Annotated in this window: 19 protein-coding genes and 8 pseudogenes; 16 read left to right on the top strand and 11 right to left on the bottom strand. The window is 69.0% G+C overall.

Going from position 1 to position 23,547, the window contains the following annotated elements:
* Positions 1 to 177: 177 nt before the first annotated feature.
* Both ACGFQC_RS25085 and ACGFQC_RS25080 read right to left on the bottom strand, forming a co-directional pair.
* Positions 178 to 3,519 (bottom strand): hypothetical protein, encoded by a 3,342-nt coding sequence (locus tag ACGFQC_RS25085; RefSeq protein WP_393288685.1) that lies wholly within the window; start codon positions 3,517 to 3,519, stop codon positions 178 to 180.
* Between the two features lie 635 nt (positions 3,520 to 4,154).
* Positions 4,155 to 4,349 (bottom strand): annotated as a pseudogene (locus ACGFQC_RS25080) (XRE family transcriptional regulator); the annotation flags it as partial.
* On the opposite strand from ACGFQC_RS25080, the pseudogene tpg reads away from it, so the two are divergent.
* Positions 4,345 to 4,740, top strand: a pseudogene (tpg, locus tag ACGFQC_RS25075) (telomere-protecting terminal protein Tpg); the annotation flags it as partial. The pseudogenes ACGFQC_RS25080 and tpg overlap by 5 nt on opposite strands.
* Before the next feature lie 78 nt (positions 4,741 to 4,818).
* Here tpg and ACGFQC_RS25070 read toward each other — a convergent pair.
* From ACGFQC_RS25070 to ACGFQC_RS25050, 5 genes and pseudogenes are all read right to left on the bottom strand, one after another.
* Positions 4,819 to 6,165, bottom strand: a complete 1,347-nt coding sequence (locus ACGFQC_RS25070; protein ID WP_363091687.1) for a hypothetical protein — start codon at positions 6,163 to 6,165, stop codon at positions 4,819 to 4,821.
* Positions 6,166 to 6,385: 220 nt separating this feature from the next.
* Positions 6,386 to 6,909, bottom strand: a pseudogene (locus tag ACGFQC_RS25065) (ATP-binding protein).
* 545 nt (positions 6,910 to 7,454) lie between these two features.
* Positions 7,455 to 7,733 carry a hypothetical protein gene (locus ACGFQC_RS25060; RefSeq protein ID WP_363091788.1) on the bottom strand — a complete coding sequence of 93 codons (279 nt, stop codon included), beginning with the start codon at positions 7,731 to 7,733 and terminating at the stop codon, positions 7,455 to 7,457.
* 98 nt (positions 7,734 to 7,831) lie between these two features.
* Complete coding sequence (locus ACGFQC_RS25055) at positions 7,832 to 8,551, bottom strand: IS6 family transposase (RefSeq protein WP_363091688.1); 720 nt, start codon at positions 8,549 to 8,551, stop codon at positions 7,832 to 7,834.
* Positions 8,552 to 8,618: 67 nt separating this feature from the next.
* A pseudogene (locus ACGFQC_RS25050) lies at positions 8,619 to 9,365 on the bottom strand (IS630 family transposase); the annotation flags it as partial.
* A gap of 144 nt (positions 9,366 to 9,509) precedes the next feature.
* Between ACGFQC_RS25050 and ACGFQC_RS25045 the strand changes: the two are divergent.
* The 7 genes and pseudogenes from ACGFQC_RS25045 to ACGFQC_RS25015 all read left to right on the top strand — a co-directional run bounded on the left by ACGFQC_RS25045 (position 9,510) and on the right by ACGFQC_RS25015 (position 15,124).
* Positions 9,510 to 10,224 (top strand): annotated as a pseudogene (locus ACGFQC_RS25045) (transposase family protein).
* Between the two features lie 272 nt (positions 10,225 to 10,496).
* The gene (locus tag ACGFQC_RS25040) at positions 10,497 to 11,300 is read left to right on the top strand and encodes an alpha/beta hydrolase (protein WP_363091689.1); all 804 of its coding nucleotides are present in this window, start codon (positions 10,497 to 10,499) and stop codon (positions 11,298 to 11,300) included.
* A complete protein-coding gene (locus ACGFQC_RS25035; protein ID WP_363091690.1) occupies positions 11,300 to 12,586 on the top strand; it encodes a SpoIIE family protein phosphatase in 1,287 nt (428 codons plus the stop codon). The genes ACGFQC_RS25040 and ACGFQC_RS25035 overlap by 1 nt, the downstream gene beginning before the upstream one ends.
* Entirely contained in the window at positions 12,583 to 12,921 is a 339-nt protein-coding gene (locus tag ACGFQC_RS25030) for an STAS domain-containing protein (RefSeq protein ID WP_363091691.1), read from the top strand. Before ACGFQC_RS25035 ends, ACGFQC_RS25030 begins: the two co-directional genes overlap by 4 nt.
* Before the next feature lie 679 nt (positions 12,922 to 13,600).
* Positions 13,601 to 13,994 (top strand): annotated as a pseudogene (locus ACGFQC_RS25025) (transposase); the annotation flags it as partial.
* Between the two features lie 63 nt (positions 13,995 to 14,057).
* Positions 14,058 to 14,597: a winged helix-turn-helix domain-containing protein gene (locus ACGFQC_RS25020; protein WP_363091692.1), complete on the top strand. Its 540-nt coding sequence runs from the start codon at positions 14,058 to 14,060 to the stop codon at positions 14,595 to 14,597.
* The gene (locus ACGFQC_RS25015; protein ID WP_363091780.1) at positions 14,594 to 15,124 is read left to right on the top strand and encodes a transposase; all 531 of its coding nucleotides are present in this window, start codon (positions 14,594 to 14,596) and stop codon (positions 15,122 to 15,124) included. The genes ACGFQC_RS25020 and ACGFQC_RS25015 overlap by 4 nt, the downstream gene beginning before the upstream one ends.
* Before the next feature lie 310 nt (positions 15,125 to 15,434).
* Here the strand turns inward: ACGFQC_RS25015 and ACGFQC_RS25010 are convergent.
* Positions 15,435 to 15,650: pseudogene (locus ACGFQC_RS25010) on the bottom strand (IS5/IS1182 family transposase); the annotation flags it as partial.
* Here ACGFQC_RS25010 and ACGFQC_RS25005 point away from each other — a divergent pair.
* Both ACGFQC_RS25005 and ACGFQC_RS25000 read left to right on the top strand, forming a co-directional pair.
* Complete coding sequence (locus tag ACGFQC_RS25005) at positions 15,546 to 16,532, top strand: SGNH/GDSL hydrolase family protein (RefSeq protein ID WP_393288682.1); 987 nt, start codon at positions 15,546 to 15,548, stop codon at positions 16,530 to 16,532. The pseudogene ACGFQC_RS25010 and the gene ACGFQC_RS25005 sit on opposite strands and share 105 nt — an antisense overlap.
* Positions 16,533 to 16,647: 115 nt before the next feature.
* Entirely contained in the window at positions 16,648 to 17,028 is a 381-nt protein-coding gene (locus ACGFQC_RS25000; RefSeq protein WP_393288680.1) for a hypothetical protein, read from the top strand.
* 159 nt (positions 17,029 to 17,187) lie between these two features.
* Here ACGFQC_RS25000 and ACGFQC_RS24995 read toward each other — a convergent pair.
* A pseudogene (locus ACGFQC_RS24995) lies at positions 17,188 to 17,421 on the bottom strand (IS630 family transposase); the annotation flags it as partial.
* A 210-nt stretch (positions 17,422 to 17,631) separates the two neighbouring features.
* On the opposite strand from ACGFQC_RS24995, the gene ACGFQC_RS24990 reads away from it, so the two are divergent.
* A complete protein-coding gene (locus ACGFQC_RS24990) occupies positions 17,632 to 19,233 on the top strand; it encodes an ISL3 family transposase (RefSeq protein ID WP_363091695.1) in 1,602 nt (533 codons plus the stop codon).
* 8 nt (positions 19,234 to 19,241) lie between these two features.
* On the opposite strand, the gene ACGFQC_RS24985 is transcribed toward ACGFQC_RS24990, so the two are convergent.
* Together ACGFQC_RS24985 and ACGFQC_RS24980 are read right to left on the bottom strand one after the other, a co-directional pair.
* Positions 19,242 to 19,517 carry a hypothetical protein gene (locus ACGFQC_RS24985; protein ID WP_363091696.1) on the bottom strand — a complete coding sequence of 92 codons (276 nt, stop codon included), beginning with the start codon at positions 19,515 to 19,517 and terminating at the stop codon, positions 19,242 to 19,244.
* Between the two features lie 524 nt (positions 19,518 to 20,041).
* Entirely contained in the window at positions 20,042 to 20,506 is a 465-nt protein-coding gene (locus ACGFQC_RS24980; protein ID WP_363091697.1) for a hypothetical protein, read from the bottom strand.
* 258 nt (positions 20,507 to 20,764) lie between these two features.
* On the opposite strand from ACGFQC_RS24980, the gene ACGFQC_RS24975 reads away from it, so the two are divergent.
* From ACGFQC_RS24975 to ACGFQC_RS24955, 5 genes are all read left to right on the top strand, one after another.
* Entirely contained in the window at positions 20,765 to 21,232 is a 468-nt protein-coding gene (locus ACGFQC_RS24975; protein ID WP_363091698.1) for a hypothetical protein, read from the top strand.
* A gap of 108 nt (positions 21,233 to 21,340) precedes the next feature.
* Positions 21,341 to 21,676 (top strand): metalloregulator ArsR/SmtB family transcription factor, encoded by a 336-nt coding sequence (locus ACGFQC_RS24970; protein WP_356685786.1) that lies wholly within the window; start codon positions 21,341 to 21,343, stop codon positions 21,674 to 21,676.
* Positions 21,676 to 22,398: a cation transporter gene (locus ACGFQC_RS24965; RefSeq protein WP_363091699.1), complete on the top strand. Its 723-nt coding sequence runs from the start codon at positions 21,676 to 21,678 to the stop codon at positions 22,396 to 22,398. The genes ACGFQC_RS24970 and ACGFQC_RS24965 overlap by 1 nt, the downstream gene beginning before the upstream one ends.
* Before the next feature lie 160 nt (positions 22,399 to 22,558).
* Positions 22,559 to 23,224, top strand: coding sequence for a class I SAM-dependent methyltransferase (locus ACGFQC_RS24960; RefSeq protein ID WP_363091700.1), 666 nt, complete (start codon positions 22,559 to 22,561; stop codon positions 23,222 to 23,224).
* Positions 23,221 to 23,526, top strand: a complete 306-nt coding sequence (locus ACGFQC_RS24955) for a sulfurtransferase TusA family protein (protein ID WP_363091701.1) — start codon at positions 23,221 to 23,223, stop codon at positions 23,524 to 23,526. The genes ACGFQC_RS24960 and ACGFQC_RS24955 overlap by 4 nt, the downstream gene beginning before the upstream one ends.
* Positions 23,527 to 23,547: the final 21 nt, after the last annotated feature.

The raw sequence follows: 23,547 nt of genomic DNA, 5'->3' as shown, positions 1-23,547 counted from the left end.
CACTGTGTTCCAGCAGACTCCCATCTATGACCGCCTCGTGGCCGAACGCGGCTGACATGGTTGCTTAATGATCTTGATTGTCGCCGTTCCATCGAGCAAGTGAGGAAACCCGGCAGGGCCTTCAGCTGTCTCGGGCGCTGTGGGACATGGCTGTCTGTTTCCCAAGCCCATGCTGGTTCAGTCCATGTCGTTCCACCCCCATGAAGGGGCGGCACTCCCATCAGGCTCACGTCCGAGTCGGAACTGCTCCTGTTTTCCTGCGACCTGAAGAAACACAGCGAAGTGTCCTGCGGCAGCCAGCCGCTCGACCAGGGTGAGGGCCTGCGCGTCAGCCCCGGCCTCCCGCAGGGCCCGCAGCAGCGCGGCGACTTCGTCCGGGTCGTTGAGGACGGCGTGTGCGGCGACCCGCTCGGCCAGGGTGATGGCCTGCTCCTGCGCCCTGGCCTTTCGCAGCTCCCGCAGCAGCATGTCGACGCCCGCCGGGTGGTTGAGGGCGACGTGCGCGGCGGGATCGCGGGCCAGCAGGAGGGTGACCTGCGCATCCGCTCCGGCCTGCCGCAGGGTGCGCAGCAGCGCGGCGACTTCGTAGGGGTCGTCGAGGGCGGCGTGTGCGGCGACCCGCTTAGCCAGGACGGCGGCTTGTACACCCGCCGCCCCGGCCCAATGCAGGGCCCGCAGCAGCCTGACGACGGCCGACGGGTTGTCGAGGGCGGCGTGTGCGGCGGCTCGCTCGGTTAGGGCGGTGACCTGCGCATCCGCTCCGGCCTGCCGCAGGGTGCGCAGCAGCGCGGCGACTTCGTACGGGTCGTCGAGGGCGGCGTGCGTGGCGGCTCGCTCGGCCAGGACGGCGACCCGTGGACTCGGCCCAGCTCTCCACAGCTCGCGCAGCAGCGTCTTGACAGCGTCCGGGTGGTCGATAGGGGCGTGCGCAGTGGCCCGCTCGGCCAGGGTGATGGCCTGCTCCTGCGCCCTGGCCTTTCGCAGCTCCCGTAGCAGCATGTCGACGCCCGCCGAGTTGTTAAGGGCGGCATGCGCGGCGGGATCGCGGCTCAGCAGGACGGTAACCTGCGCGTCCGCCCCGGCCCAACGCAACTCGCGCAGCAGTTTGGCGACTTCGTCCGGATTGTCGAGGGCGGCGTGCGTGGCGGCCCGCTCGGCCAGGACGGTGACCTGCGCATCCGCCCCAGCTTCCCGCAGGGCCCGCAGCAGCCTGACGACGCCCGCCGGGTTGTCGAGGGCGGCGCGCGTAGCAGCCCGCTTAGCCAGGGCAGTGACCTGCGCATCCGCTCCGGCCTGCCGCAGGGTGCGCAGCAGCGCGGCGACTTCGTACGGGTCGTCGAGGGCGGCGTGCGCGGCGGCTCGCTCGGCCAGGACGGTGACCCGTGTACCCGCCCCGGCCCTGCGCAGCTCGCGCAGCAGCGTCTTGACAGCGTCCGGGTGGTCGAGCGCGGCGTGTGCGGCGGCCCGCTCGGCCAGGACGGTGACCTGCCTTTCCGCTCCGGCCTTCCGCAGGGCCCGCAGCAGCCTGACGACGGCGTCCGGGTTGTCGAGGGCGGCGTGTGCGGCGGGATCGCGGGCCAGCAGGACGGTGACCTGCGCGTCCGCCCCGGCCTCCCGCAGCTCGCGCAGCAGGGCCGCGACGGCGTCCGGGTTGTCGAGGGCGGCGTGTGCGGCGGGATCGCGGGCCAGCAGGACGGTGACCTGCGCGTCCGCCCCGGCCTCCCGCAGCTCGCGCAGCAGGGCCGCGACGGCGCCTGGGTCGTCGAGGGCGGCGTGTGCGGCGACCCGCTCGGCCAGGACGGTGACCTGCGCATCCGCCCCGTCCCCCCGCAGCTCCTCCAGCAGCCAGGCGATGGCGTCCGGGTCGTCGAGGGTGACGTGTGCGGCGACCCATTGGGCCGGCCGGCGGTCGGTGGGGAACAGGGCGCGCAAGCGGCTGACGAGGTGTGCTGCGGCGTAGATGCTGTGGTGGGTGGCTTGTTTGTGGAGTTGGGCGGCGTCGCGGTACAGACCGCGGTCCCAGGCGGCGTTGCCCAGTGCAGTCAAGTCTGCGGGGTGTGCGTGGTGGGCGGCTGCCGACCAGAAGTCGATGGGCGGGATCGTCTCGGCGCGGTGGTGGCGGCCGTGCTGGTCGAGGTAGTCGGCGAGCAGGAAGTGCGGTCCCTGCGGCCTGGGGGCGGGCCGCTGGCGGGTGCGCTGGTTGCGGGATCTGCTGGTGTTGACGGGGGTGAGGATGCCGGGGATGCCGTTGCAGGGCGCCGTGACGTAGGCGAGGGCCTGGGGCAGCCAGTCGGCGTCAAGAGCGTGGTACTCGGTGTCGGTGAGGTAGCCGGGGGCCGCGTCGGCGAGCCAGCTCAGCGGGAGGTGGAGGCCGGCGCCGAGGCGGCGGGCGTCCATCGCGGCGTGGATGAGGGCCCGGGTGGCGCCATCGGCCGCGTGGTAGCGGTCCATCAGGTAGGGCACGCCGGCCAGGTACTGAGTGACCTGCGCATCGGCGGCGTTTTGGGCGGCCTGGGTGAGGCGGGGGTCGGCATTGCCGGTGGCGTCGAGCGCGGCCAGGTCGGCCGGAGTGAAGGCTTTCGGCACGTCGATCTTGTGCCCGCCCAGGAGCGCGCGGGCACCGGGGTGCCGGTCGGGGGTGGTGCGGGTGGTCAGGGTGTCCCAGTGTTCGGGCCACAGGGTGCCCAGGATCAGTACGGGTGCCCGTGACGGATCGGTGAGCAGCTCCCGCAGACCCGCCGCAACCTGCTCACCGCGCGGGTCCGGGCCCAGGTAGTGCTGGGCCTCGTTGAGCCACACCACTGTCTTCGGGGCGATGTCCGCCAGCGCGGCCAGGGCCGCGTCAGGGGCGGTGGGACTGAGGGGATGCCACAGCCGCCAGCCGTCCGGTAACGCGGCGACGGCCTCCCACAGGGCGCGGGTCTTGCCCGTGGACGACCCCCCGACCAGGACCGCAATCCCGCTGCGCCCGGCCACGGCGGCGTCGACCACCGTTCTCAGGCGAGCGTCGTGGTCCCGCCGGATATAGGCGGGCAGGATCCCGAAGCGGTCCCGGGCGCCGTCGCTGTCCAGCGCCGGGTGGACTCCGAGTCCTCCGTCCAGGACGAGCCGGACATCACCGCGCAGGTCGCCGATCGGACGCCCGGCACCCTGTGCCATCCGGACCTGCACCCACAGCTCACGCACCCGCTCCGCCAGATCCGGCGCATCCCAGGCGGCCCGGCGGGCCAGCACCCAGGCCACGGCCACCACGTCGGCCTGCTGACCGGGCCGTTCGCCGTCGGAGATGACACGGTGGACCGTGTCCCGGCTCGGCGCCCCGTCCAACTCGTCGTCGGCGGCGATGTCCTCGGTCATCTCATCCAGGCTGGGAGCACCCGCCGCCGAATACACCTCGTACAGCAGCGCCTTGAGCTCGCGCAGCGCCGGCGGCCATCCCACCTGCGCCCGTTTCAGCGGCCGCTGCCGCTTCACACTCTCCTTCGGGCCCGGCCGGCCACCTCCGGTGTCGCCACTCATCGCACCATCGTCTCCGAACCCGCCTCCCACCATGGCCTGAACGGCGCTAATACCGGCGTTTGTTGACGGCCTGTCGCAACTCAGAGTCGATCTTTGCAGAGGGCTCAGATTGGGCAACAAGCCGGCCGGCTGCCCCATCCACCCACCACACTCCCTGTGGAGGACGTCATGTCCCGCACGCGCTTGACCCGTCGCGAGCGTCTCGCCCTGGTCGGAGCAGCCCTGGGCGGTGCCGTCTCCGGCATCCTCCGTCCCCTCGTCACCTGGCTCCTGGACCGCCTCACCTGAACCCTGCACCCCGACCACACCCGCGTCAGGCCTGGCCCATCATCCACACACACGGCCCCGGCCTGACGCACCACATACATGCCTCACGTGCCTGAAACCGCACCGCTCTCCTGACCTGCCTAAACGTCCAGTAACACTGGGTAGGCGCTGCGGTTCGTCAGGACTCTGCAGGCGTCCGGGACCGCCCAGCAGACACCGCCGCGCAGCGCTCGCCGGATGCCACCGGCACTGCGCACGGGCCGCGCGCGCGAGGTCAGCTCCCCGGCCAGCGGCACGGTCCGTAACGCTCCTGCTGTCACAGCTCTCCCCGATGCCCTTTCTGCTTCCGGCTCCAGCGCGCTGACCGCCTACAGTTCGAACTCGAGGTGTTCGATGTCGGCGAGTTCCACTTCGAGGCCGTAGGCGCGGCGGCCGCTGTCGCGGAAGTAGACCTCGCCCAGGGCCTCGGCGGCGATCTGACGGAGCCGGTCCTCGCCGGCGCCGGTTTCCTGGGCCTGGAAGAGGCGGGCTACGTGCTGCGGGGGCAGGGCGAGGGTGAGGTACGTGAAGGACCAGATCCGCCGGCCCCGCGCCGACCTCGTCCAGCGCATAGAGGCCGCGGTGCGCGAGCGGTGGCAGCCGCGCGTCCGCGCCCAGGCCAGGAAGCAGGCGGCCACCAGCACCGGCTTGGTCGTCGACACCCGTGCCCGGTTTGGCTTCACCACGGCGCCCGGCACCAGCGACGACGCCCGCGTCCGCCACGTGACCATCGCCCTGGCCCCGCAGCACGCGGCCCGCCTCTTCGACGCCCACGACGCTGGCGCCAGCGAACAGCAGCTGCGCGACATCACCGCCGAAGGCCTCGGCAAGATGTATTTCCGCGACAGCGGCCGCCGCGCCCACGGCCTCGAGATCCAGTTCACCGACGTCGAGCACCTGGAGTTCGACCTGTAGCGGAAGCTGTCGGACGGGACGGGCCGACCCGCTGTGACTGAGCGTTTCACTTGGCGGGTGAAGGACTTGAGCTGGCGGCTATTGGGGAGACGGCGGGGCAGGAGGCTGCGGAACGGCGCCCGCGAGGATTGCGAGGCGGGTGCTGAGAGCGGTGGCCAGAAGGCTTTCGTCCAGTCTCATCTCGGCGTCGCGGGTGGAGTCGTTGACGGGGATGCGGGTACGCCTGTCGATCAGCGCCGTCACGGCCGGCAGCGCAGGGCGCGCGTGGCTGCCCATCCGGGCGAGACCCGCCAGGTAGTACTCGCCGACCGCGTAATCGGCCAGGTGCGGTGTCATGAGGGCGAGCAGCCGGGACAGTGCGGAAGGACCGGCGTGCCGCAGCCACAGCGGGGCGCACTCCGCCTGTGAGCGGCCAGGGCGACGGAAAGTCAGGTTGTACAGCTGGGCCGCCTGCCGGAAGGTCAGCGGGCCGGCGTCCAGTAAGGCCTCGAAGATCTCGGAGGCGTGAGCGAGGCGGGCGATGCCCACAGGCTTGGTGGTAAGGAGCGCGGCGGCGGATGCACGGTCGTACACCGTCGCGGTGGACGGGATCCGGCGGGCCTTCGGGGACGGCGTGAAGGGGACGTCGGCGAGGAGAAGTCCGTGTGTCCGCATTGCCGCCTCGGAGATCGAGGCTGTCGTGAGGGCCGCACCAAGAGCCGGGGTGACCCTCTGGCCGCGGTGCTGGACGAGCAGCGGCAACAGCCTGACCGGGGCCATCCGCCAGTTGTGGCACGCCTCGCGGGCCAGGTCGGCGCCGATGTCCCGGGCGCCGGGGTCGGCGAGGAGGCGGGCCACGAGGGCGTACGTGTCGTGCTCGCGCCTCAGTTCGTACAAGGTCCGGCCCCAGATGTGCCCGATGTCCTCCAGGTGGTGTGCGGCATCCCGGACGTCGTCGAGGAGTGCGGCGTCCAGGGAGCTCCATTGCGTGGGTGGCGCTGCCCGCAGCGTCTCCAGGTGGGCGAGGAAGCGGACCGACGCGAGGTCATTATCCGTCAGGTGGGCGGCGGCCGGGCCAAGTGTCCTGGCCAGGATGGTGCGCACGACAGGATCGGCGAGTTCGCCGAGGGCCGCGAGAATCAGGCCGGGCTGCCCGCGGTAGCCGAAGAGGTACGCGGCTCGGCGCCGCACTTCCTCGTCGGGGTCACTGAGCCGGGCCGCTGCAGCGTTGACGGCCTCTGGCCAGGGCCGTTCGCGGGCCAGGCTATGGAGGAGGTCCAAGGCCTCCTGGCGCACGAAGGGGGTGTCGGCGTGGGCGAGCTGGAGCAGCCGAGTGGCGACGGGGCCGGTGCGGTCGGCGCGTATCGCCTCGAAGAGCGCGATACGGGAAGGGTGGGCGGGCGTCGTGGCGGTGCCGTCGGCCACGGCCTCGTCCGGCCACGTCATCGGGCGTGGCGGAGGCCGCCCTTGCGTGCTGGAGCTTCGATCATGCGGCCGATCATCCCACACGACACAACATTGGGCAGGGCGTTGCAGCCTGAGCACAGTACGTGGCGAAACTCGCCAACTGAAGTGCTCAGTCACACGAATTGAGCCGAAGCACGGTAGTTGACACACAGGCGGGTTGGTTGTCACCTGAGAGGTGCGGCGCGGGAAGGCCCTTCTCTCAACTTTTGACGGCCTCTGCGATCTGCTGGGAGGCTTGGGCGGGGGTGAGGTGCGTGGTGTCGACGACCTCGGCCTCGGCGTGCAGCCACGCGCGGGCCGCCTCGGCGTAGGGCTCAAGGTATTGGAGACGGAACGGGGAGTTGGGGCCGAGAACGGTGTCGCCCGCGATGCGCGCGCGGAGGGTGTCCTGGTCGGCATGGAGGACGAAGTGCCGGACCGGAATGGCGTGCTGGGCAAGGCCCGAGCTGATCTCGCACCAGTACCGCTCGACCAGGACGGTCATGGGCATCACCAGAGTGCCGCCGGTGTAGTCGAGGACGCGTCGGGCGGTCTCGACCACGAGCGGCCGCCATGGCGGCCAGTGCTGGAAGTTGTCCGTGTCGGGCAGTCCTGGCTTGATGTCCATGAGCGTCTCGCCGACTTCTCGGCGTCGAACACCCGTGAGTCCGGGATCAGCTGCTGGACGAGTGCGCTGGTCGTCGTCTTGCCTGCGCCGTGGGTGCCGTTAAGCCATACGATCATGGACTTGACGCTAGCGTCGTGCGGGCCGCAGGGACGCGCAGAGGAGAAGATCCGGGCAGAGAACGGCAGGATCTTTGCTTCTGGTGACAGAAGGGCTGCTGATCGAGCCTGTGTGACAACTCGGATGCCTCGCCTGTGACAACCAGGATGCTTCACCCGGTCCCTTTTGCCAGCTCGTCCGACCCTGCTGGTAACACCTATCGTCCTTCGGCTCATATCGGCGGGTCGTCGCGAATCGCTGTGGCGGCGGCCCGCTCCGAATCCGCACCACGAATACGAGGCCGACGATGACCACGCCCTGGCGCACCGCCCGCCATCCGCTCGCCCCGCGCGTCGCTGCGCCGATGCTGTGCTGCCCGCTCCGCCGCCCGCGCGGCCTCTCCCGTCCGTCCAGCGCTCGCGCCCGCACCGCCCCGGTATCCAGCCGTCGCCATGTGCTGCCCCTCCCTCGTCTCAGGGGTGACCCACACATGCTCACGATTCCCCAGCTGCGGAATGAGATGGCCTCCGTGGGGTATCGGGCCGGTTTGTTCCTCGGCCGGTGATCAGGGCTGTTTCGCGATCCGCTGGCCGAGCTGCTCGAGGAACTGCTGCAAGCTGGCCGCGGCGACCTCGAAGTCGTCCAACCAGGAAGCCGTGGTGGACTTCCAGATGTGTCCGCTGTCTCCGATCGCGAACAGATGGCCCGGTTGCTCCGCGATCCAGCCACCGAAGTCAGCTGCCGAGCCGATCCGACGCCCGCCATCGCCAGGCCGGACCACAGCCTTCAGCTCGACCGGTCCGACATATCGATAACTCCGCCCCCGCCCAGTCACATCAGCCAACCTAGACCGCTTCCGACACAGGCGCTGTCACATTGTTGGGTGCGTGGGTCTCTGACCGCGTATCGGGGCGTGGGGAGGGCCGGGTTTCGGGCCGGTGCTCAAGCCTTGGCGGGCTGGCCGGCGGCGCCGGTGATCTGAGCCCAGATCGCGAAGCGGATGGCCATCTCGGCTCGGTAGCCGGGGGCGCTCATCAGGTGGCGGCGGGGTCGGAAGTGGGGTGAGATGCCGCTGAACGCGGACAGGGACCGCTGGGCTTCGCCGACGCTGCGGAAGCCTTTCATGGCGCGTTCACGCTGCCGGGTGGGCTGATGACTGTTCTCGGCCCGGTTGTTCAAGCCCTTGTGCGAGCGGTGCTCGACGGAGGGCATGACCTCGCGGTGGGCCGCGTCGTAGGAACGGAGCTTGTCGGTGACCACCACCCGCGGCACCGAGCAAGTCTTCTTGAGCAGTTTACGCAAGAAGCGCCTGGCCGCAGCGGTGTCCCGCCGGTTCTGGACCAGGATGTCGAGCACGTTGCCGTCCTGGTCGACGGCCCGCCACAGATACTTGCACTCGCCGTTGACCCTGACGAAGACCTCGTCCAGGTGCCACTTGTCCCCGGGCCGGGGCTGGCGGCGGCGCAGGCCGCTGGCGTAGGACTGCCCGAACGTCGCGCACCAGCGGCGGATCGTCTCGTGGGTCACCATCACGCCGCGCTCGAGCATCAGCTCCTCGACCTCGCGGAAGCCGAGCGGGAAGCGGAAGTACAGCCACACGCAGTGCGCGATCACCTCGACCGGGTACCGGTGCCCCTTGTACGACGGCGGTGCGCTGCCCACGGACGACCCCTCCCAGCACAACCAACCAGAAGATCATCCCACCCGATCAGCCAACGTGACAGCGCCCCTGATCGAGTTTGATCAGGAACTTCTTGAACTCCTCGGCCCGGTGCCGGCGGTGCAGGGAGCCGATCACCTTCCCCGTGGCCACCTCCAGTGCAGCGAACAGGGTGGTGGTGCCCGCGCGCACGTAGTCGTGGGTGAGGCGCTGCGGGACGCCGGGCATCATCGGCAGCACCGGCCGGGAGCGGTCCAGGGCCTGGATCTGGCTCTTCTCGTCGACGCAGAACACCATCGCCCGCTCGGGCGGGTCCAGGTAGAGGCCGACGACGTCGTGGACCTTGTCGATGAAGCACGGGTCGGTGGACAGCAGAGACGTCTCGGTGCGGTGCGGTTGCAGGCCGAAGGCCCGCCAGATCCGCGACACGGTCGACTGCGACAGGCCCATCTCCTTCGCCATCGCCCACGTCGACCAGTGCGTGGCGTTCTTCGGCGTCGACTCCAGCGTCTTGGCGACCACTGCGGCGACCTGCTCGTCAGTGACCGTCCTCGGGCCGCCCGGCCGAGGCATGTCGCCCAGGCCGACGATCCGGTGCCCGACGAACCGCTTCCGCCACCGGCCCACCGCATGCGGCGTGGAGTTCACCTGCGCGGCCACGTCCTTGTTCGACGCACCAGTCGCGCAGGCCAGGATGATCCGGCACCGCAAAGCCCACGCCTGCGGCGTGGAACGGCGCCGCACCCACCCCTCCAGCGAAGCCCGCTCCGCATCCGACAGGATCAACTCGGCCTTCGGCCGCCCAGTACGCACCACCCCGCAACCCTACACATATGAACAGGATTCCTGACTCAGAAGACTAAAGGGTGTTGCAGAAGGCTTGGGCATGGGCATTTTGCCTGTAGGGGTGGGGTGTTGCGGGCTGAGCCGGTGTGGGTGGAGACGTTCACGGGCTTGCGGATGGACCGGTTCGTGAAGCTGGTGAGGGTGGTGAGGGTGGTGCGGGAGCGGGGCGGGAACGGGCCCGGTGGTGGACGGCCGTGGTGTCTGCCGCTGACGGACCGGGTGCTGTTGGTGGCGGTGTACTACCGCACGAACCGCACGATGCGGCAACTCACCCCGCTGTTCGGCGTCTCCTCAGCGACGGTCTGCCGGGTCATCCAGCGTCTGCGTCCGCCCCTGGCGCTCGAGCCGGCCCCGCGGCCGGTGGCAGACACCGACCGGTTGTGGATAGTGGACGGCACCCTCGTCCCAGTCCGCGACCGGAAAGTGGGGGCCTCGTCGAGGAACTACCGCTTCTCGGTGAACGTGCAGGTCATCATCGATGCCGACACCCGTCTGATGGTCGCCTCGGCCCGTCCTGCGCCGGGAAAAAAGGCCGATGCCCCTGTCTGGCGGGAGTCGGACCCGCCGGCCGCGGCGGTCGGGACGACGGTGAGCGCGGACGGCGCCTAACCCCGGAACCGGGCTGATCGTCCCGCATCGCAGAAGAGCCGGCCGTCCTCTCCTGCGCGGGCAGGAGGAGGACAACGCCGAGCACCGGCGGGTACGTGCCCGCGTCGAGCACCCCTTCGCCCGTATGAAGAACTGGAAGATCCTCCGCGACTGCCGCCAGAAGGGCGACGGCCTCCACCACGCCGTCGCCGCCATGCACAACATCGCCATGACAGGCTGAATCAGCAGCTCAGGCACCACTCAGGCCTGCCCGAGACAGACCTTCTGCAACACCCATTAGGCCGCACGGGTGGCCTGACTTCCTCCTGCGAACGAACGGGAGGGGTGCTGAGACTCTCCGTGCGCGCCGTACGCCGGCCGAAGATGTCCGGTGGCGAGCCCGTTCGGGGGTGACGCGGTAGTGGGCCTTGCAGGCGAGAGCCACCGGCCGGAGCGCGGAAGTGGTCTGCGGCCCTGCCGGGGGAGTGGACGGAGTCTGAGAGAGTGGGGTGGATGGATATTGAATGCAGGAACAACGTCACTGTCACCGGTAATCTTCAGGGGCGGGCGGTGGTGCTGGCTCATGGGTTCGGCTGTGATCAGAACATGTGGCGGCTGACCGTACCCGCTCTGGTGGAGGATTACCGGGTGGTGCTGTTCGACTATGTCGGTGCGGGCCGTTCAAATACGGCCGCGTTCTCGGAGGACCGTTACGCCTCGCTGGACGGCTACGCCCAAGACGTAGTGGAGGTCTGTGAGGCTCTCGATCTTCGGGATGCGGTGTTCGTGGGGCACTCGGTCAGCGCGATGATCGGCGTCCTGGCCGCCCAGACGGCCCCGGAGCGCCTCGGGGCGCTGGTGATGGTTGCGCCGTCTCCGCGATACATCGACGACGAGGGCTACCGGGGCGGATTCAGCGCACAGGACATCGACGAACTCCTGGCCTCTCTGGAGTCGAACTACCTGGGCTGGTCGGCGGTGATGGCACCGGTGATCATGGGGAACGCGGACCGGCCCGAACTCGGTGTGGAACTGAGGAACAGTTTCTGCGCCACCGATCCGGACATGGCGCGCGTCTTCGCACGGACCACGTTCCTGTCGGACTCGCGGGACGATCTGAAAACAGTGACGGTACCGACGCTGATCCTGGAGTGCACCCAGGACGTCATCGCCCCCCGGGAGGTCGGAGCCTTCGTCCACCAGGCGATCCCCGGCTCGAAACTGGTCACACTCGACGCGACCGGACACTGCCCACACCTTTCCGCACCCGAGGCCACCAACGAAGCGATCACCGACTTCTTGGCGCGCCTGCGGTGATGTGCCGTACCGGGCAGGAGTCCGGCCCATACGAGGCAGACAACGACAAGACATCGGAGGCGGCATTCGCTGCGCTCCTGGAGGACAGCGTCGAGGAACTCTACGAAAACGCGCCTTGCGGGTATCTGTCCACGCTGATGGACGGCACCATCGCCAAAATCAACACCACGCTACTGGACTGGCTCGGCCTGAAGGGTGAGGCGGTGGTGGGCCGGATGCGGTTCACCGACCTCCTGACCGTGGGCGGCATATTGTACCACGAAACGCACTTCGCTCCGCTGTTGCGGATGCAGGGTGAGATCAGTGGTATCGCTCTGGAGGTCAAACGGACCGACGGCGGCCGGATACCGGTATTCGTGTCCTCCGTCGTCAAGCACGGCAGCAGTGGAGAACCCCTACTGATCCGCACCACCGTCTTCGACGCCCGCGACCGCCGCGCCTACGAGCAGGAACTCCTGCGAGCCCGCAAAGCAGCGGAAGAGGCACGTAAGCAGGCGGAGGCGGATCGTGCCCGGTTGCGGGATGCCCTGGCCGTGCTCCAGCAGTCGCTGCTGCCCGCCACCCTGCCCTCAATTCCGGGAATGGGGGCAGCCGCCCACTACCGCACCGCCTCCCCGGACCGGCTCGGCGGCGACTTCTACGACCTCTTCCCTCTCGACGGCAAACGTTTCGCGTTCTTCCTCGGCGACGTGTGCGGCAAGGGCCCCCAGGCGGCCGCGGTCACTTCACTGACCCGCTATACCCTGCGCGCCGCAGCCCTGCACGACCCTGATCCTGTCTCTGCTCTGAGCACCCTCAACCAAGTGCTCCACGAGCACTACACCGGCGGTGACCCGCGCTACTGCACCGTCATCTTCGGCACCCTCGAACCGGACCCCGCCACCGGGCAGGTCACCGTCCGTCTTGCCTCGGGCGGCCACCCCCCGGCTCTCGTCCTGCGCGGCAATGGGAAGGCCGAATTCCTCGCTACTCCCGGTGGTCTCCTCGTCGGCGCCCTGCCCGAGGCGCGCTTCGCCACCGCCACGACCGTGCTAACTCTCGGGGACACCTTGATTCTGTACACCGACGGCCTCACCGAAGCCCGGACAGGTGACGACCGCACCACCCTCTATGGAGAAGAGGCCCTGCTGGAATTCGCCGCCGACCACGCTGGCAAACCCCCGCAGGACCTCATCCAGGCCCTCACCGGCCTGCTGGACACCTTCGGTGACGGTCTCGACGACGACACAGCCCTCCTCGCCCTCGGCGTGCCCGCCCTCGCCCCTCGGACCGAAACCAACGAATGAGCCCGCTGAAGATCACCACCCGAGACGCCGCAACCGGACCCGTCCTGGAGGTCAGCGGCGATCTCGACTACACCACCGCAAGCGAGCTGCGCGAACTGATCACTGCCCTCACTCTTCAACCGGGCCAGAGCCTCGTCCTGGACCTGACCGGTATGGAGTTCTGCGACTCCAGCGGCATCACCGCCCTGATCGCGGCCCGCAACCATGCCCACGCCGCCCAAGCGGACGTCGCGCTCGCCGCCGTTCCCGCCCACACCCTGCGCGTGCTGCGGATGGTCGGCCTCGACCAGATCTTCCCCCTCCATCCCGACAGCGAAGCCGCCACTCAGCTCTGACCCATCAGGCTCACCGGCGTAGCCTGCCGGCTCGGCGAGTCCACGACCCAACCGCAGACCGCCTGTAAGGAGTTCTCCGCGTTTGACCTGCGAGAAGAGGGCTTCAACGCAGTCGCGTTCTCCGCCTTCGGCCACCTTTTGGATCCCCGTCCCACCCTCTCCCACCGCTCCTCCCGCGTCACCTGACAGGTTTCATCGCGAGGGCGTCGCGCTACCCAAAGCACAGTACGACGAACGCGGATCTCGCGATGCGGCTGTGGACGACCTCCTGACCGGGGCCGTTCAAGTCGCGGGCCCCCCGGCTGTCGCCGGTTCCGCTGAAACCGCCGGGGTGGGGGAGGAGCCGTTGACCAGGGGAAACGCCCACATCCTGGCGGCTGATGAGCGGGAGAGGGTCAGGTTTCCTATCTCTTCGCATCATCGTTGATCCGCCGCTTGGCGAGCTGCTTTTCACCGGTGTGATCTTCCTGGACAGAGCGGGGTGCGGCGGATGCACCACTGACCAGTGGCCCACGCGGTGTATTGCGTACCCGGTGCGCACCGGTAGCAGCACCGGCTGGTGCCCGTCATCCAGCGTTTGGCCTGCTCGTTAGAACGGCTAACACAATGAGGTGGATCGCCCCTGGTAGCCGTGCCTGACGGGCGAGTTGGGCGTTCCACTGGACGTGGGGACTTCACCGTGGGTCGTCCGGATGACTTGTGGGAGCGGATCGAGCCGCTGCTCCCGAAGAAGGAGCGGCGGTTCCGCTACCCCGGCCGCCTGCCCGTCCCGGACCGGCAGGTCCTGTGCGGGATCCTGTATGTACTGCACACCGACATCCAGTGGGAACACCTCCTCAAGGAGCTCGGCTTCGGTTCGGGCATGACCTGTTGGCGCCGGCGCCGGGACTGGAGTGAGGCCGGTGTATGGCAACGGCTGCACGAGGTGCTGCTGGCCGAGCTGAACGCGGCAGCGCGGCTCGACTGGTCCGCTGCGTGGTCGACTCCTCCCGCGTCAGGGCCCTAAAAGGGGGATCCACATGGGCCCGTCGCCGGTCGACCGGGGCCGGGCCGACTCCAAGCATCACCTACTGAGATTGAACTCGTGATGTCGTGTTCGGCTGACCGGGGTTTGCTCTGTGCGGTATTACCGTGGGATGCGGTATCCACAAGGGGGCGGGCTGACCGCCGAGCGTCGGGTGTTCCGGGAACGGTTACGGCTGGAGGCGGCCGAGCGGTTCGAGCGTGGTGAGACGACCGCGGTGGTCGCCAAGGAGTTGCGGGTCGGCGTTCGGTCGGTGCAGCGGTGGCGCCGGGCCTGGGCCGAGGGCGGCTCGCAGGCCCTGAACTCCAGCGGCCCGGCGTCGCTGCCGCGGTTGAGTGACGAGCAGTTCGCCCAGCTGGAGCGGGAGCTCGCCAAGGGGCCGGCCGCGCATGGCTGGGATGACCAGCGCTGGACGTTGGTCCGGATCAAGACGGTGATCGGTCGGCGCTTCCGTATGACCTACACGGTCCAGGGGGTGCGCAAGCTTCTGGTCCGCAACGGCTGGTCGTGCCAGATCCCCGCTCGTCGGGCCCTGGAGCGGGACGAGGAGGCAGGGGCCGGCTGGATCAAGGAGGTGTGGCCCCGCGCGGAAGGCTCGCGGCGGCCCATGGGGCCTGGCTCGTCTTCGAGGACGAAGCCGGCTTCTCCATGACGCCGCCGCACGCCAAGACGTGGTCACAGCGAGGACGCACCCCGGTAGTGCGGGTCCGCGGCCGCTCCCGCAGACGCATCTCCATCGCCGCGTTGACCTGCTACAGACCCGGCCACAGGTCGCGTCTGATCTACCGTCCCCGCCGCGACGACGGCAACCGCAACGGACGCAAGAGCTTCTCCTGGCGCGACTACCGCGACCTGCTCATCGCCGCCCACACCCAGCCCGGCGGACCCATCGTCCTGGTCTGGGACAACCTCAACGTCCACAAAGCTGCGGGACTACGGGAGTTCGCCGAGACGCGAGACTGGCTGACCATCTACTACCTTCCGCCCTATGCACCCGACCTCAACCCGGTCGAGGGCATCTGGTCCCTCCTGCGGCGCGGCTGGCTCTCCAATGTCGCCTTCACCACCCCCGAGCACCTCATGCAGCGCACACGAAGAGGACTCCGCCACATCCAGTACCGCAGCCACCTCATAGACGGCTGCCTCGCCGAGACAGGACTGACGATCAACCCCCGATAACCAGCAACGACATCACGAGTTCAACCTCAGTAACCACCAAGGAGTTGGCCGACCAGGTGCTGGCCCGGGTTCGAGCCGACGGAGCATCCGGGGTGTGACCGCGGCTGGGACGGGCTGAGTGGTGCCGTCGTGCGTCGGCCCGCCCCTGCGCCGGGTTGTGGTGACGCGTCACCGGGGCCTTTGCCCCAGGTCAGCAATCCAGATGCAGTCCCTTGCTGGCCCGTGGCAAGGGCGGCAAGGTATCGGTGTGGCAGCGCGGTTCGCGGCGAGCGCGGGCCAAGGAGATGACGATGTCCTTGAAGACGATCAGTCAGTCTCGTGCGGCTTCTCGGGAAGCCGGCTGGCCGTTGCGGCGGGAGGTCCGGCGGGTGATGCGCCTGGTCATGATGGTGATCGCTGCCCAGGTGATGAGTGTTTCCGAGTGCTGGATGAGCCGTTCGTAGTCTCGGGCGTGACGGCGGGCGTGCATGATCCAGGCGAGCGACCTCTCCACCACCCAGCGGCGGGGCAGGACGACGAACCCGGCGAAGGCGCCGACAACGAGGGCGGCAAGGACTACTTCCGGGAGACGGACTACAAGGAGGACCTCGGCGACAGCGAGGTCCTCAACAAGTGCCACCGCTCCAAGCAGGCCTGGATCCGGCAGGCGACCCTGCCCGGCAGGTCCCAGTCCATCGGTACGATCTCCGACGACTACGGCAACGTCGACCTGAGCTTCATCGCCTGCTCCGGCGCCCGCACCTACAACATCTGGACGGGCGGCAAGAACCAGTGGGACTCGCTGCCGCAGATGGACCTCGGTTACCTCGACCAGAACACGGACATCGTGACCATCGCCGTCGGCGGTAACGACTCCCTGTTCACGGACGTGTTCAACGAATGCGTCTGGAAGGCCGGACTGAGCCTCTGCCAGAACACCGAGATCGAGAAGCGGAACCCTGACACGGGCGACAAGACCGGCGAGATGACCGGCCCGCTCAAGGACTTCATGCCCACCTGGCTCGCCAACCAGGTCAAGCCGAGGATCGTCAAGGTCCTCAACGAGATCAAGACCCTTGCGCCGCAGGCCAAGATCTACCTCGTGGGCTACCCGCCGCTCCTGTCCGGGAACGGTCACTGCATCCCGGGTATCGGAACCGAGGAGGCGCCGTGGCTGAACGACGAGGTCGCTCCGAAGCTGAGCCAGGAGATGAAGGCCGCCGCGACGTCGGTCGGAGCCACCTTCGTCGACCCCGCGCCGGACTTCCAAAGCAAGGCGATCTGCGGTGACCCCGAAAGCATCCACGGTATCGTCACCGACGGTCGGTCCGAGGCGGACAACGATGCGCCCAACCCGTCGATGAAGCCCTTCCACCCGAAGATCTCCGGTGCCCGGCTCTACGCCAACGCCCTGGAGCGCGCCCTGTAGTAACTGAAGGACAGGCCACCTGGTTGGTCAGCGTCCGCTCACATCCGTGGGCCCCAACGCATCCGTGTTGGGGCCCGTCGGCCTGCAAAGAGCAAGGATTCCCACCATGCGATACGTGCGATTCGCCAAAGGCACCGTCACCGTCGCCGCCGCCACCGCCGCCTGCCACACCCTCATGTCCGCCGGCTTCGCGTGGGCACGCGACAGCGCAGCCGAGAGCGGAGACGCGATGTTCTCCGGCTCCTTCGAGTTCCTGCTCACCACAGCCGCTTCCTGGGTTCTCATGCCTCTTCTGCTGTGGGTCGGCATGCGGGTGATGGGGGAGACTAGCAACACAGTGCTGGTGGCCGTCGGTGGGTTTATCTGGTTGGTTTTGTCCGGGTACTTCACCGACGACATCGACCGGGCTGGCGGGCACATACCGGTCCTGGCCCTCGCCGCATACGTCCTCCTCGGGACGGGGCTGGCCGGGGTCGGTCCGGGCCGCCGCAGCTGAGGCCCGGGCCGTGTCCGCGCTCTGGGAGATCATTCGCAAGACAGCCCTCAGGCGTTCTCCTCTGCCCGCGATCACCTCCGTCCTCCGAACTCCCACGCCCGCACCTCGATGCCGCGTAGAGCTCCTCCGTCAGACCCCATCGCCGTCCGGGGCCGGGACCTAGTGACCTGAGTCGGAGATTCGTCGGCAGTAGGCGGCTACTTTGTCGAGGAACTCGTCGGCGGTCTTCGTCCAGATGAACGGCCGCGGGTGTTCGTTCCAGTCGGCGAGCCAGGACCGGATGTCTCGCTCGAGGGCCTGGACGGAGCGGTGGACACCACGCTTGAGCTTCTTCTGCGTGAGTTCGGCGAACCACCGCTCCACCAGGTTCAGCCAGGACGCGCTGGTCGGAGTGATGGCTTTGTTCACGTTCAGCAGCAGCGTTTGTCGATGAGTTTCGGCAGCGGTTGGTCATCAGCCGGCTCGCGGATGCTCATGAGAAATGGTTCTGGCTCACTTTCCGTGGAGCATGCACGCTGAGTGACGGTTGTCGAGCGAGCGAGCTTTGGGGAAGTTGCCCGGAATTGAGCCGTACCGGGTGTGGTGTGGCTGACAGTTCGGCCCGTGGAAGAAGTGGTGCTCCGGCTGGAGGAGTTGTTGTTCCCGTCGATCGCCGATGTGGCGGTGCTGTCGGTCGACGTGAACGACGAGGCGGTACACATAGTGGCCCGAAGCACGGTGGCTGGGGCCGTCTGTCCCGACTGTGGGAGCTGGTCACGGCGGATTCACAGTTCCTACCTGCGCTTTCCTGCTGATGTGCCCAGCGGGGGCAGGCGGGTCGCGCTCTGTTTACGCGTTCGCAGGTTCCTCTGCCCGGTCATCTCGTGCGGACGGCGGACCTTCGCGGAACAGTTGTCCGGGTTAACCCGTCGTTACGGGAGGCGGACCGAGCGGCTGCGGTCGACGTTGGCCGCGGTCGGGCTCGCGCTCGCCGGCCGGGCCGGTGCCCGGCTGGCCAGAGTCTTCGGAGTGCCCGTCAGCCGCAGCACAGTGCTACGGCTGGTCGAGGCATTGCCCGACCCTCAGGTTCCGGCCCCACGGGTGGTCGGGGTCGATGAGTATGCGACCCGCAAGGGTCGCAACTACGGGACCATCCTGGTCGACGTTGAAAGCCGGCGGCCGGTGGACCTGCTGCCCGACCGGGAGGCATCCAGCCTTGCAGCCTGGCTCGCGAAACGGCCGGGGATCGAGGTGGTCTGCCGCGATCGCGCACCGTTCTTCGCCGAAGGCGCCACTGCCGGGGCACCCCAGGCGCTACAAGTGGCGGACAGGTGGCATCTCTGGCACAACCTGAGCGAAGCCGCCGAGCGATGCGTCGCCGACCACCGGGGCTGCCTGCGGGTTCTGGCACCCGGTCCTGCCCCGCCAGCCCCCGAGCCCGACAAGGTCCAAGACCCTACCGGCTCGCCCTGGCCCACCGGCCACCGCTTCGCAGACCGCACCCGCGCCAAGCACGCAACCATCCACGAACTACTGGCCGCCGGGCTCAGCCGAAGGGCAATCGGCCGCCGGCTCCACATGACATCCCGCACTGTGAAACTCTTCGCCGACGCAGCCACCCCGGAAGACCTCTTCCACGGGCAGTGGCAGGGTCGCCCGTCCAAGCTCGACGCGTTCAAGCCCTACCTGGATGACCGCTGGAACCAGGGCTGCACGAACGCCTGGGCAGTGTGGGAGGAGATTGTGCCGCTCGGCTATCAGGGCAGCTATCAGCGCGTTCGCGCCTACTTCCGGGAGAAGCGGCTCTCTCCCAGCCCCGTCACCGCTCGGCCGCCGTCACCCCGCGTCGTCGCCGGCTGGATCCTCCGCCGCCCCGAGTCCCTGACAGAGACCGACCACCTTCGGCTCAAGGCGGTCCTGGTCCACTGCCCCGAACTCGACGCCCTCACCCGTCACGTCCGGTCCTTCGGCCAGATGCTCACCGAGCGCCAGGGCGAACGGCTGCCGCAGTGGCTCGACGCCGTCCGGCAAGACGACCTCCCCAGCCTGCACACCCTCGCCGCAGGCATCGACCGTGACCGCGATGCCGTCATCGCCGGCCTCACCCTGCCCTGGAACTCCGGCGTCGTCGAGGGACACGTCAACCGGATCAAGATGCTCAAGCGCCAGATGTTCGGCCGGGCCGGCTTCGATCTCCTGCGCAAGCGCGTCCTGCTCTACTCGTGAGCCCCAGGTCAGACCGCATCATCAAGGAGCCCGAAGCCTTCCGGGAATCCTTCCAGGAACTCCCGCCGCGCTGGGTCGGACTCTGCTTCAGCCATTGTCCCCAGGAGATCGACGAACTCGCTCCGCTGACCACTCGACAGCTTGCTGACCAGGTGTCCGACGCCCTCCAGCACCTTGACTGCGTCGTCCGGATCCATCTGCTCGTCGTCACAGCCCTCGATGAACCGCAGGACATCGACCAAAGCCTCGGCCAGGGCGTGAGTCAGAGACGAGTACACGGGCATGGAGGCGGTCTCCCAGCAGGTCACGGCAACAGAGGGCCATCTCACCACACACCACTGACATCACCCTCAGTCAGCGCTCCACGGAAAGTGAGCCAGAACCCCAACTCGTGAACAAAGCCACAGTGGAGTCCACCCGATGGGATCCACCGAGTGGACTCCACTCCGGTGCGCCGGATGACGATGCACGCCACGTGGTGCGCACCGCGATGTGGGCCACCGCATCCGGCGGCGCACCACTCGACGATGCCTGGCACTCTCCCGCGCGCCCGGGGCGCCGCACCCGATGTCCCGCACCGCACCGGTGCACCCACCGCCCACCGACCCTTGACCAGGTCCGCCACCGAGGACGTTTCCCCATGACACAGCCCGTTTCGGCTGGCGATCAGGTCGTGGTCAAGGGGGTGTGTGATAGGGGAGCCTGCCCAGTCGTGGCGCGCGTCCGGTGCGGTGGCGGCGATGCCGATGGAACGCACCACGATGGGGGATGCGGTGCGTCGCGCGGCGGTGGCGCGCATCGGGTGCGCCTACACGGCGGTCAGGCGCACCGGGTGCGAGCCGGCCGGTGCGGGGTGGGCATCGAGGGCCTGGCCCACTCCGACGGCCTCCAGCTGGCGCAGAGTGTCGGCGACGTCTTCGTGGTCGTCGGTGAGGAACTGCGCGGCGAAGTCGATGACGGCGCGGGCGATGCCTTCCGCCGTGTCCGGTCCGGCCTGCGCCCAGGTCCGCAGCGAGGTCACGAAGACGCGCCCGAGGGCCTCCAGGGCGAAAGTGTCCGCGCACGGCTCGCACGCCCCCGGGCCGGGCAACGCGGTGACGGGGACGACGATCCGTTCGACGACGTCGACGAGCAGCTCGGGCATCCGCGGCTCGCCGCTGGCGAACTCGCGGGCGGCTTCGACGTCGTCGGCCTGGACGGCCCGGAGGTAGTTGAACGCGCTGATGGCTGCGTCCGGGGTCATCGGGGCGAGCGGCATGTTGGTGGTGGGCATGATGGCTCCTCACGTACGGGGCGCCGCGCCGATCGCGGCGGCTCATAAGCGATCTTCAGAGCAGATGCCTGTGGATAGATTCCGCGCACCGACGGTGAGTGGACTCGCCTGGCTGGCGCCTGCGTTGCCCCTTGTCCAGTTCCGCTACCTGCGACATTCCGCCCATTCCAGTGGGGAGAAATCTCCGTCCCGGCACGCTGCGCGACCGTCGGAAGAAAAGCCGCTGCCGCCCGGGCCTGCCGCTGGGAGACTGCGGGGATGACCACGCAGCGGCTGCCGTTCCCGGTCCCGGACGAACGCGCCCACTACTTCGCCGACAGCTACGCCGACATGCACGACCTCGTTGAGGACCTGGTCGTGCCCGTCGGCGCTCCCGAGGCTGCAGCGACCGTCCTGCGTACGGCCCGCGAGCTGCTGCGCCAGTCGTACTACTGCTACGAGTTCTCCACGGTGGCGGTCATGCACTCCCTGATCGCGGTGAAGATCGTGCTGCGCGACCGGATCCCGGAGGCGGGCAAGAAGCCGCTGCACCAGCTCATCAAGCAGGGCGCCGCCGACGGGATCCTGACGGCACGGCAGGCGGAGTACCTCGACTATGGTCGGCAGATCCGCAACGGCATGGCGCACGGCCAGACCACGCACGCGGTGATGCCGCCGGCCATGGCGATCCCGATGGTGACGACCTCGTTCACGATCGTCTCCGAACTCTGCACTGCTGTCCTGTGACAGGGAACCTGGACCGATCGCCATCGAGGTTGGACCGCTGTGCAGGCGGCAGAGGACTCCGATAGTGCAGGCTTTGGTGAATTCAGCAATCCGTGTACTGTCGTGGGTGTGCTGACTCTCGCTGCTGACATCGAGGTATTAGCGCGGTTCGGCCGCGCCCTCGCCGACCCGATCCGCTGCCGGATTCTCCTCACCCTGCGAGAGGCGCCGGCCCACCCCGCCGACCTGGCCGACGCTCTGGAGATCTCCCGGACCCGGCTGTCGAACCACCTGGCGTGTCTGCGCGACTGCGGCCTTGTCGTCGCGGTGCCGGTGGGCCGGCGCACCCGCTACGAGCTCGCCGACGAACGCCTCGGTCACGCGCTGGACGACCTACGCACCGCCGTGGTCGCCGTCGAAACCGACAAGACGTGTGCGGACGCGGAGCAGAAGGGCTGTTGCTGATGACCGCGGAGATATCCATCGGCATCGGCCCCTCCCCGGCCCGCCGCGACGTCCTCGCCAGGCGGATACGGCTGCTGGTCGCGGCCACCATCACCTACAACGTCATCGAAGCGGTCGTCGCGATCACCGCCGGGACGATCGTCTCCTCCACCGCGCTGATCGGCTTCGGGCTCGACTCCGTCATCGAGGTTTCCTCCGCCGCCGCGGTCGCCTGGCAGTTCTCCGCCTCCGACCACGCCACCCGAGAGGCGCGGGAGAAGCGGACGCTGCGGATCATCGCGGTGTCGTTCTTCGCGCTCGCCGCGTTCGTCGGTATCGACGCTGTCCGCGCGTTGGCCGGCACCGGCGAGGCCGAACGCTCCATCCCCGGCATCGTCATCGCCGCTCTCTCCCTCGCGGTCATGCCGTTCCTGTCCGCCGCCCAGCGCCGGGCCGGACGCGAACTCGGCTCCGCCAGCGCGGTCGCCGACTCCAAGCAGACCCTGCTGTGCACGTACCTGTCCGCCGTGCTCCTTGTCGGCCTGGTCCTCAATGCCACCCTCGGCTGGTCCTGGGCCGATCCCATCGCCGCCCTCGTCATTGCCGCCATCGCCGTCAAGGAAGGCCGCGACGCCTGGCAGGGCAAGGGCTGCTGCGCGGCCCCGGCCGCGGCGGTGCCGCCTGCCGGTGCCGAGCAGAGCGACACCTGCGGGTGCCGCCCCGGCTGCGACTGCTGCGGCTGAACCGCGCCCACCGAACACAGCGGGCTCCGGCGAGCACACCGTCGGGGCCTGCTGCTGTCCATGGGGGGCACGGGCACGAACCGACATCGGATGCTGGGAGACCGGGGTCCTAAGCTGACCCGGGCATTGGCCGTGGATTGGAACAGGAAGGCGCTGCGGCGTGGCGAACATCGAAAACGACCTGGCGGGCGCGCAGCGCGAGCACTGGCAGGGCACCTACGCCGCCCACCCGGGCATGTACGGCGAGCAGCCCTCCGCGCCCGCGGTCCATGCCGCGGAGGTGTTCAGGGCCGCCGGCGCGCGTGAGGTGCTGGAGCTTGGTGCCGGCCATGGCCGGGACGCCCTCTACTTCGCTCGCGAAGGCTTCACCGTGCAGGCCACCGACTTCAGCCCCGTCGGCCTGGAGCAGCTGCGGGAGGCCGCTCACGCCCAGGGCGTCGCGGAGCAAGTCACCACCGCCGTCCATGACGTCCGCGAGGCGCTGCCGCTTCCGGACGGCTCCGTGGACGCCGTGTTCGCGCACATGCTGCTCTGCATGGCGCTGTCCACCCGGGAGATTCACGCGGCGGTGGGCGAGATCCGCCGTGTCCTGCGGCCCGGCGGCGTGCTCGTCTACACCGTCCGGCACACGGGCGACGCCCACTACGGCGCGGGCACCGCGCACGGCGACGACATCTACGAGCACGGCGGCTTCGCCGTCCACTTCTTCGACCGCGCCCTGGTCGACGCCCTCGCCGACGGCTGGACCCTGAACGAGGTCCACGCCTTCGAGGAGGGCGACCTGCCCCGCCGCCTGTGGCGCGTCACCCAGACCCTGCCCCGGTGACCCCCAAGCCGATACCCGCCGCGGACATCACCGTCGACGGCACCGGCCTGCTCTGCGTGACACTCCTGCTCCGCCTCCGCCTCCGCCTCCGCCTCCGCATCGCCACCGCCGGACCCGGCACGGTCGTCCATGTCCTCGCCACCGACCCGGCCGCCCCCCTCGATCTCCCGGCCTGGTGCCACATGACCGGGCACGAATACCTCGGGCCTGTCCCCGGCGGCCGGCCGGTGTACGCGCTGCGGCTCGCCCCCGACGCCGTCCCCACCCGACCCGACGCGCCCTGGCACCGGGCCGGCTCCTGAACGCTGCACAAACCACCTTGG

It is taken from the genome of Streptomyces sp. NPDC048734, assembly GCF_043198675.1.
Taxonomy (GTDB): Bacteria; Actinomycetota; Actinomycetes; order Streptomycetales; family Streptomycetaceae; genus Streptomyces.
Note: the sequence above shows the minus strand (reverse complement) of the source record. Positions and strands in the feature narration are given on the sequence as shown.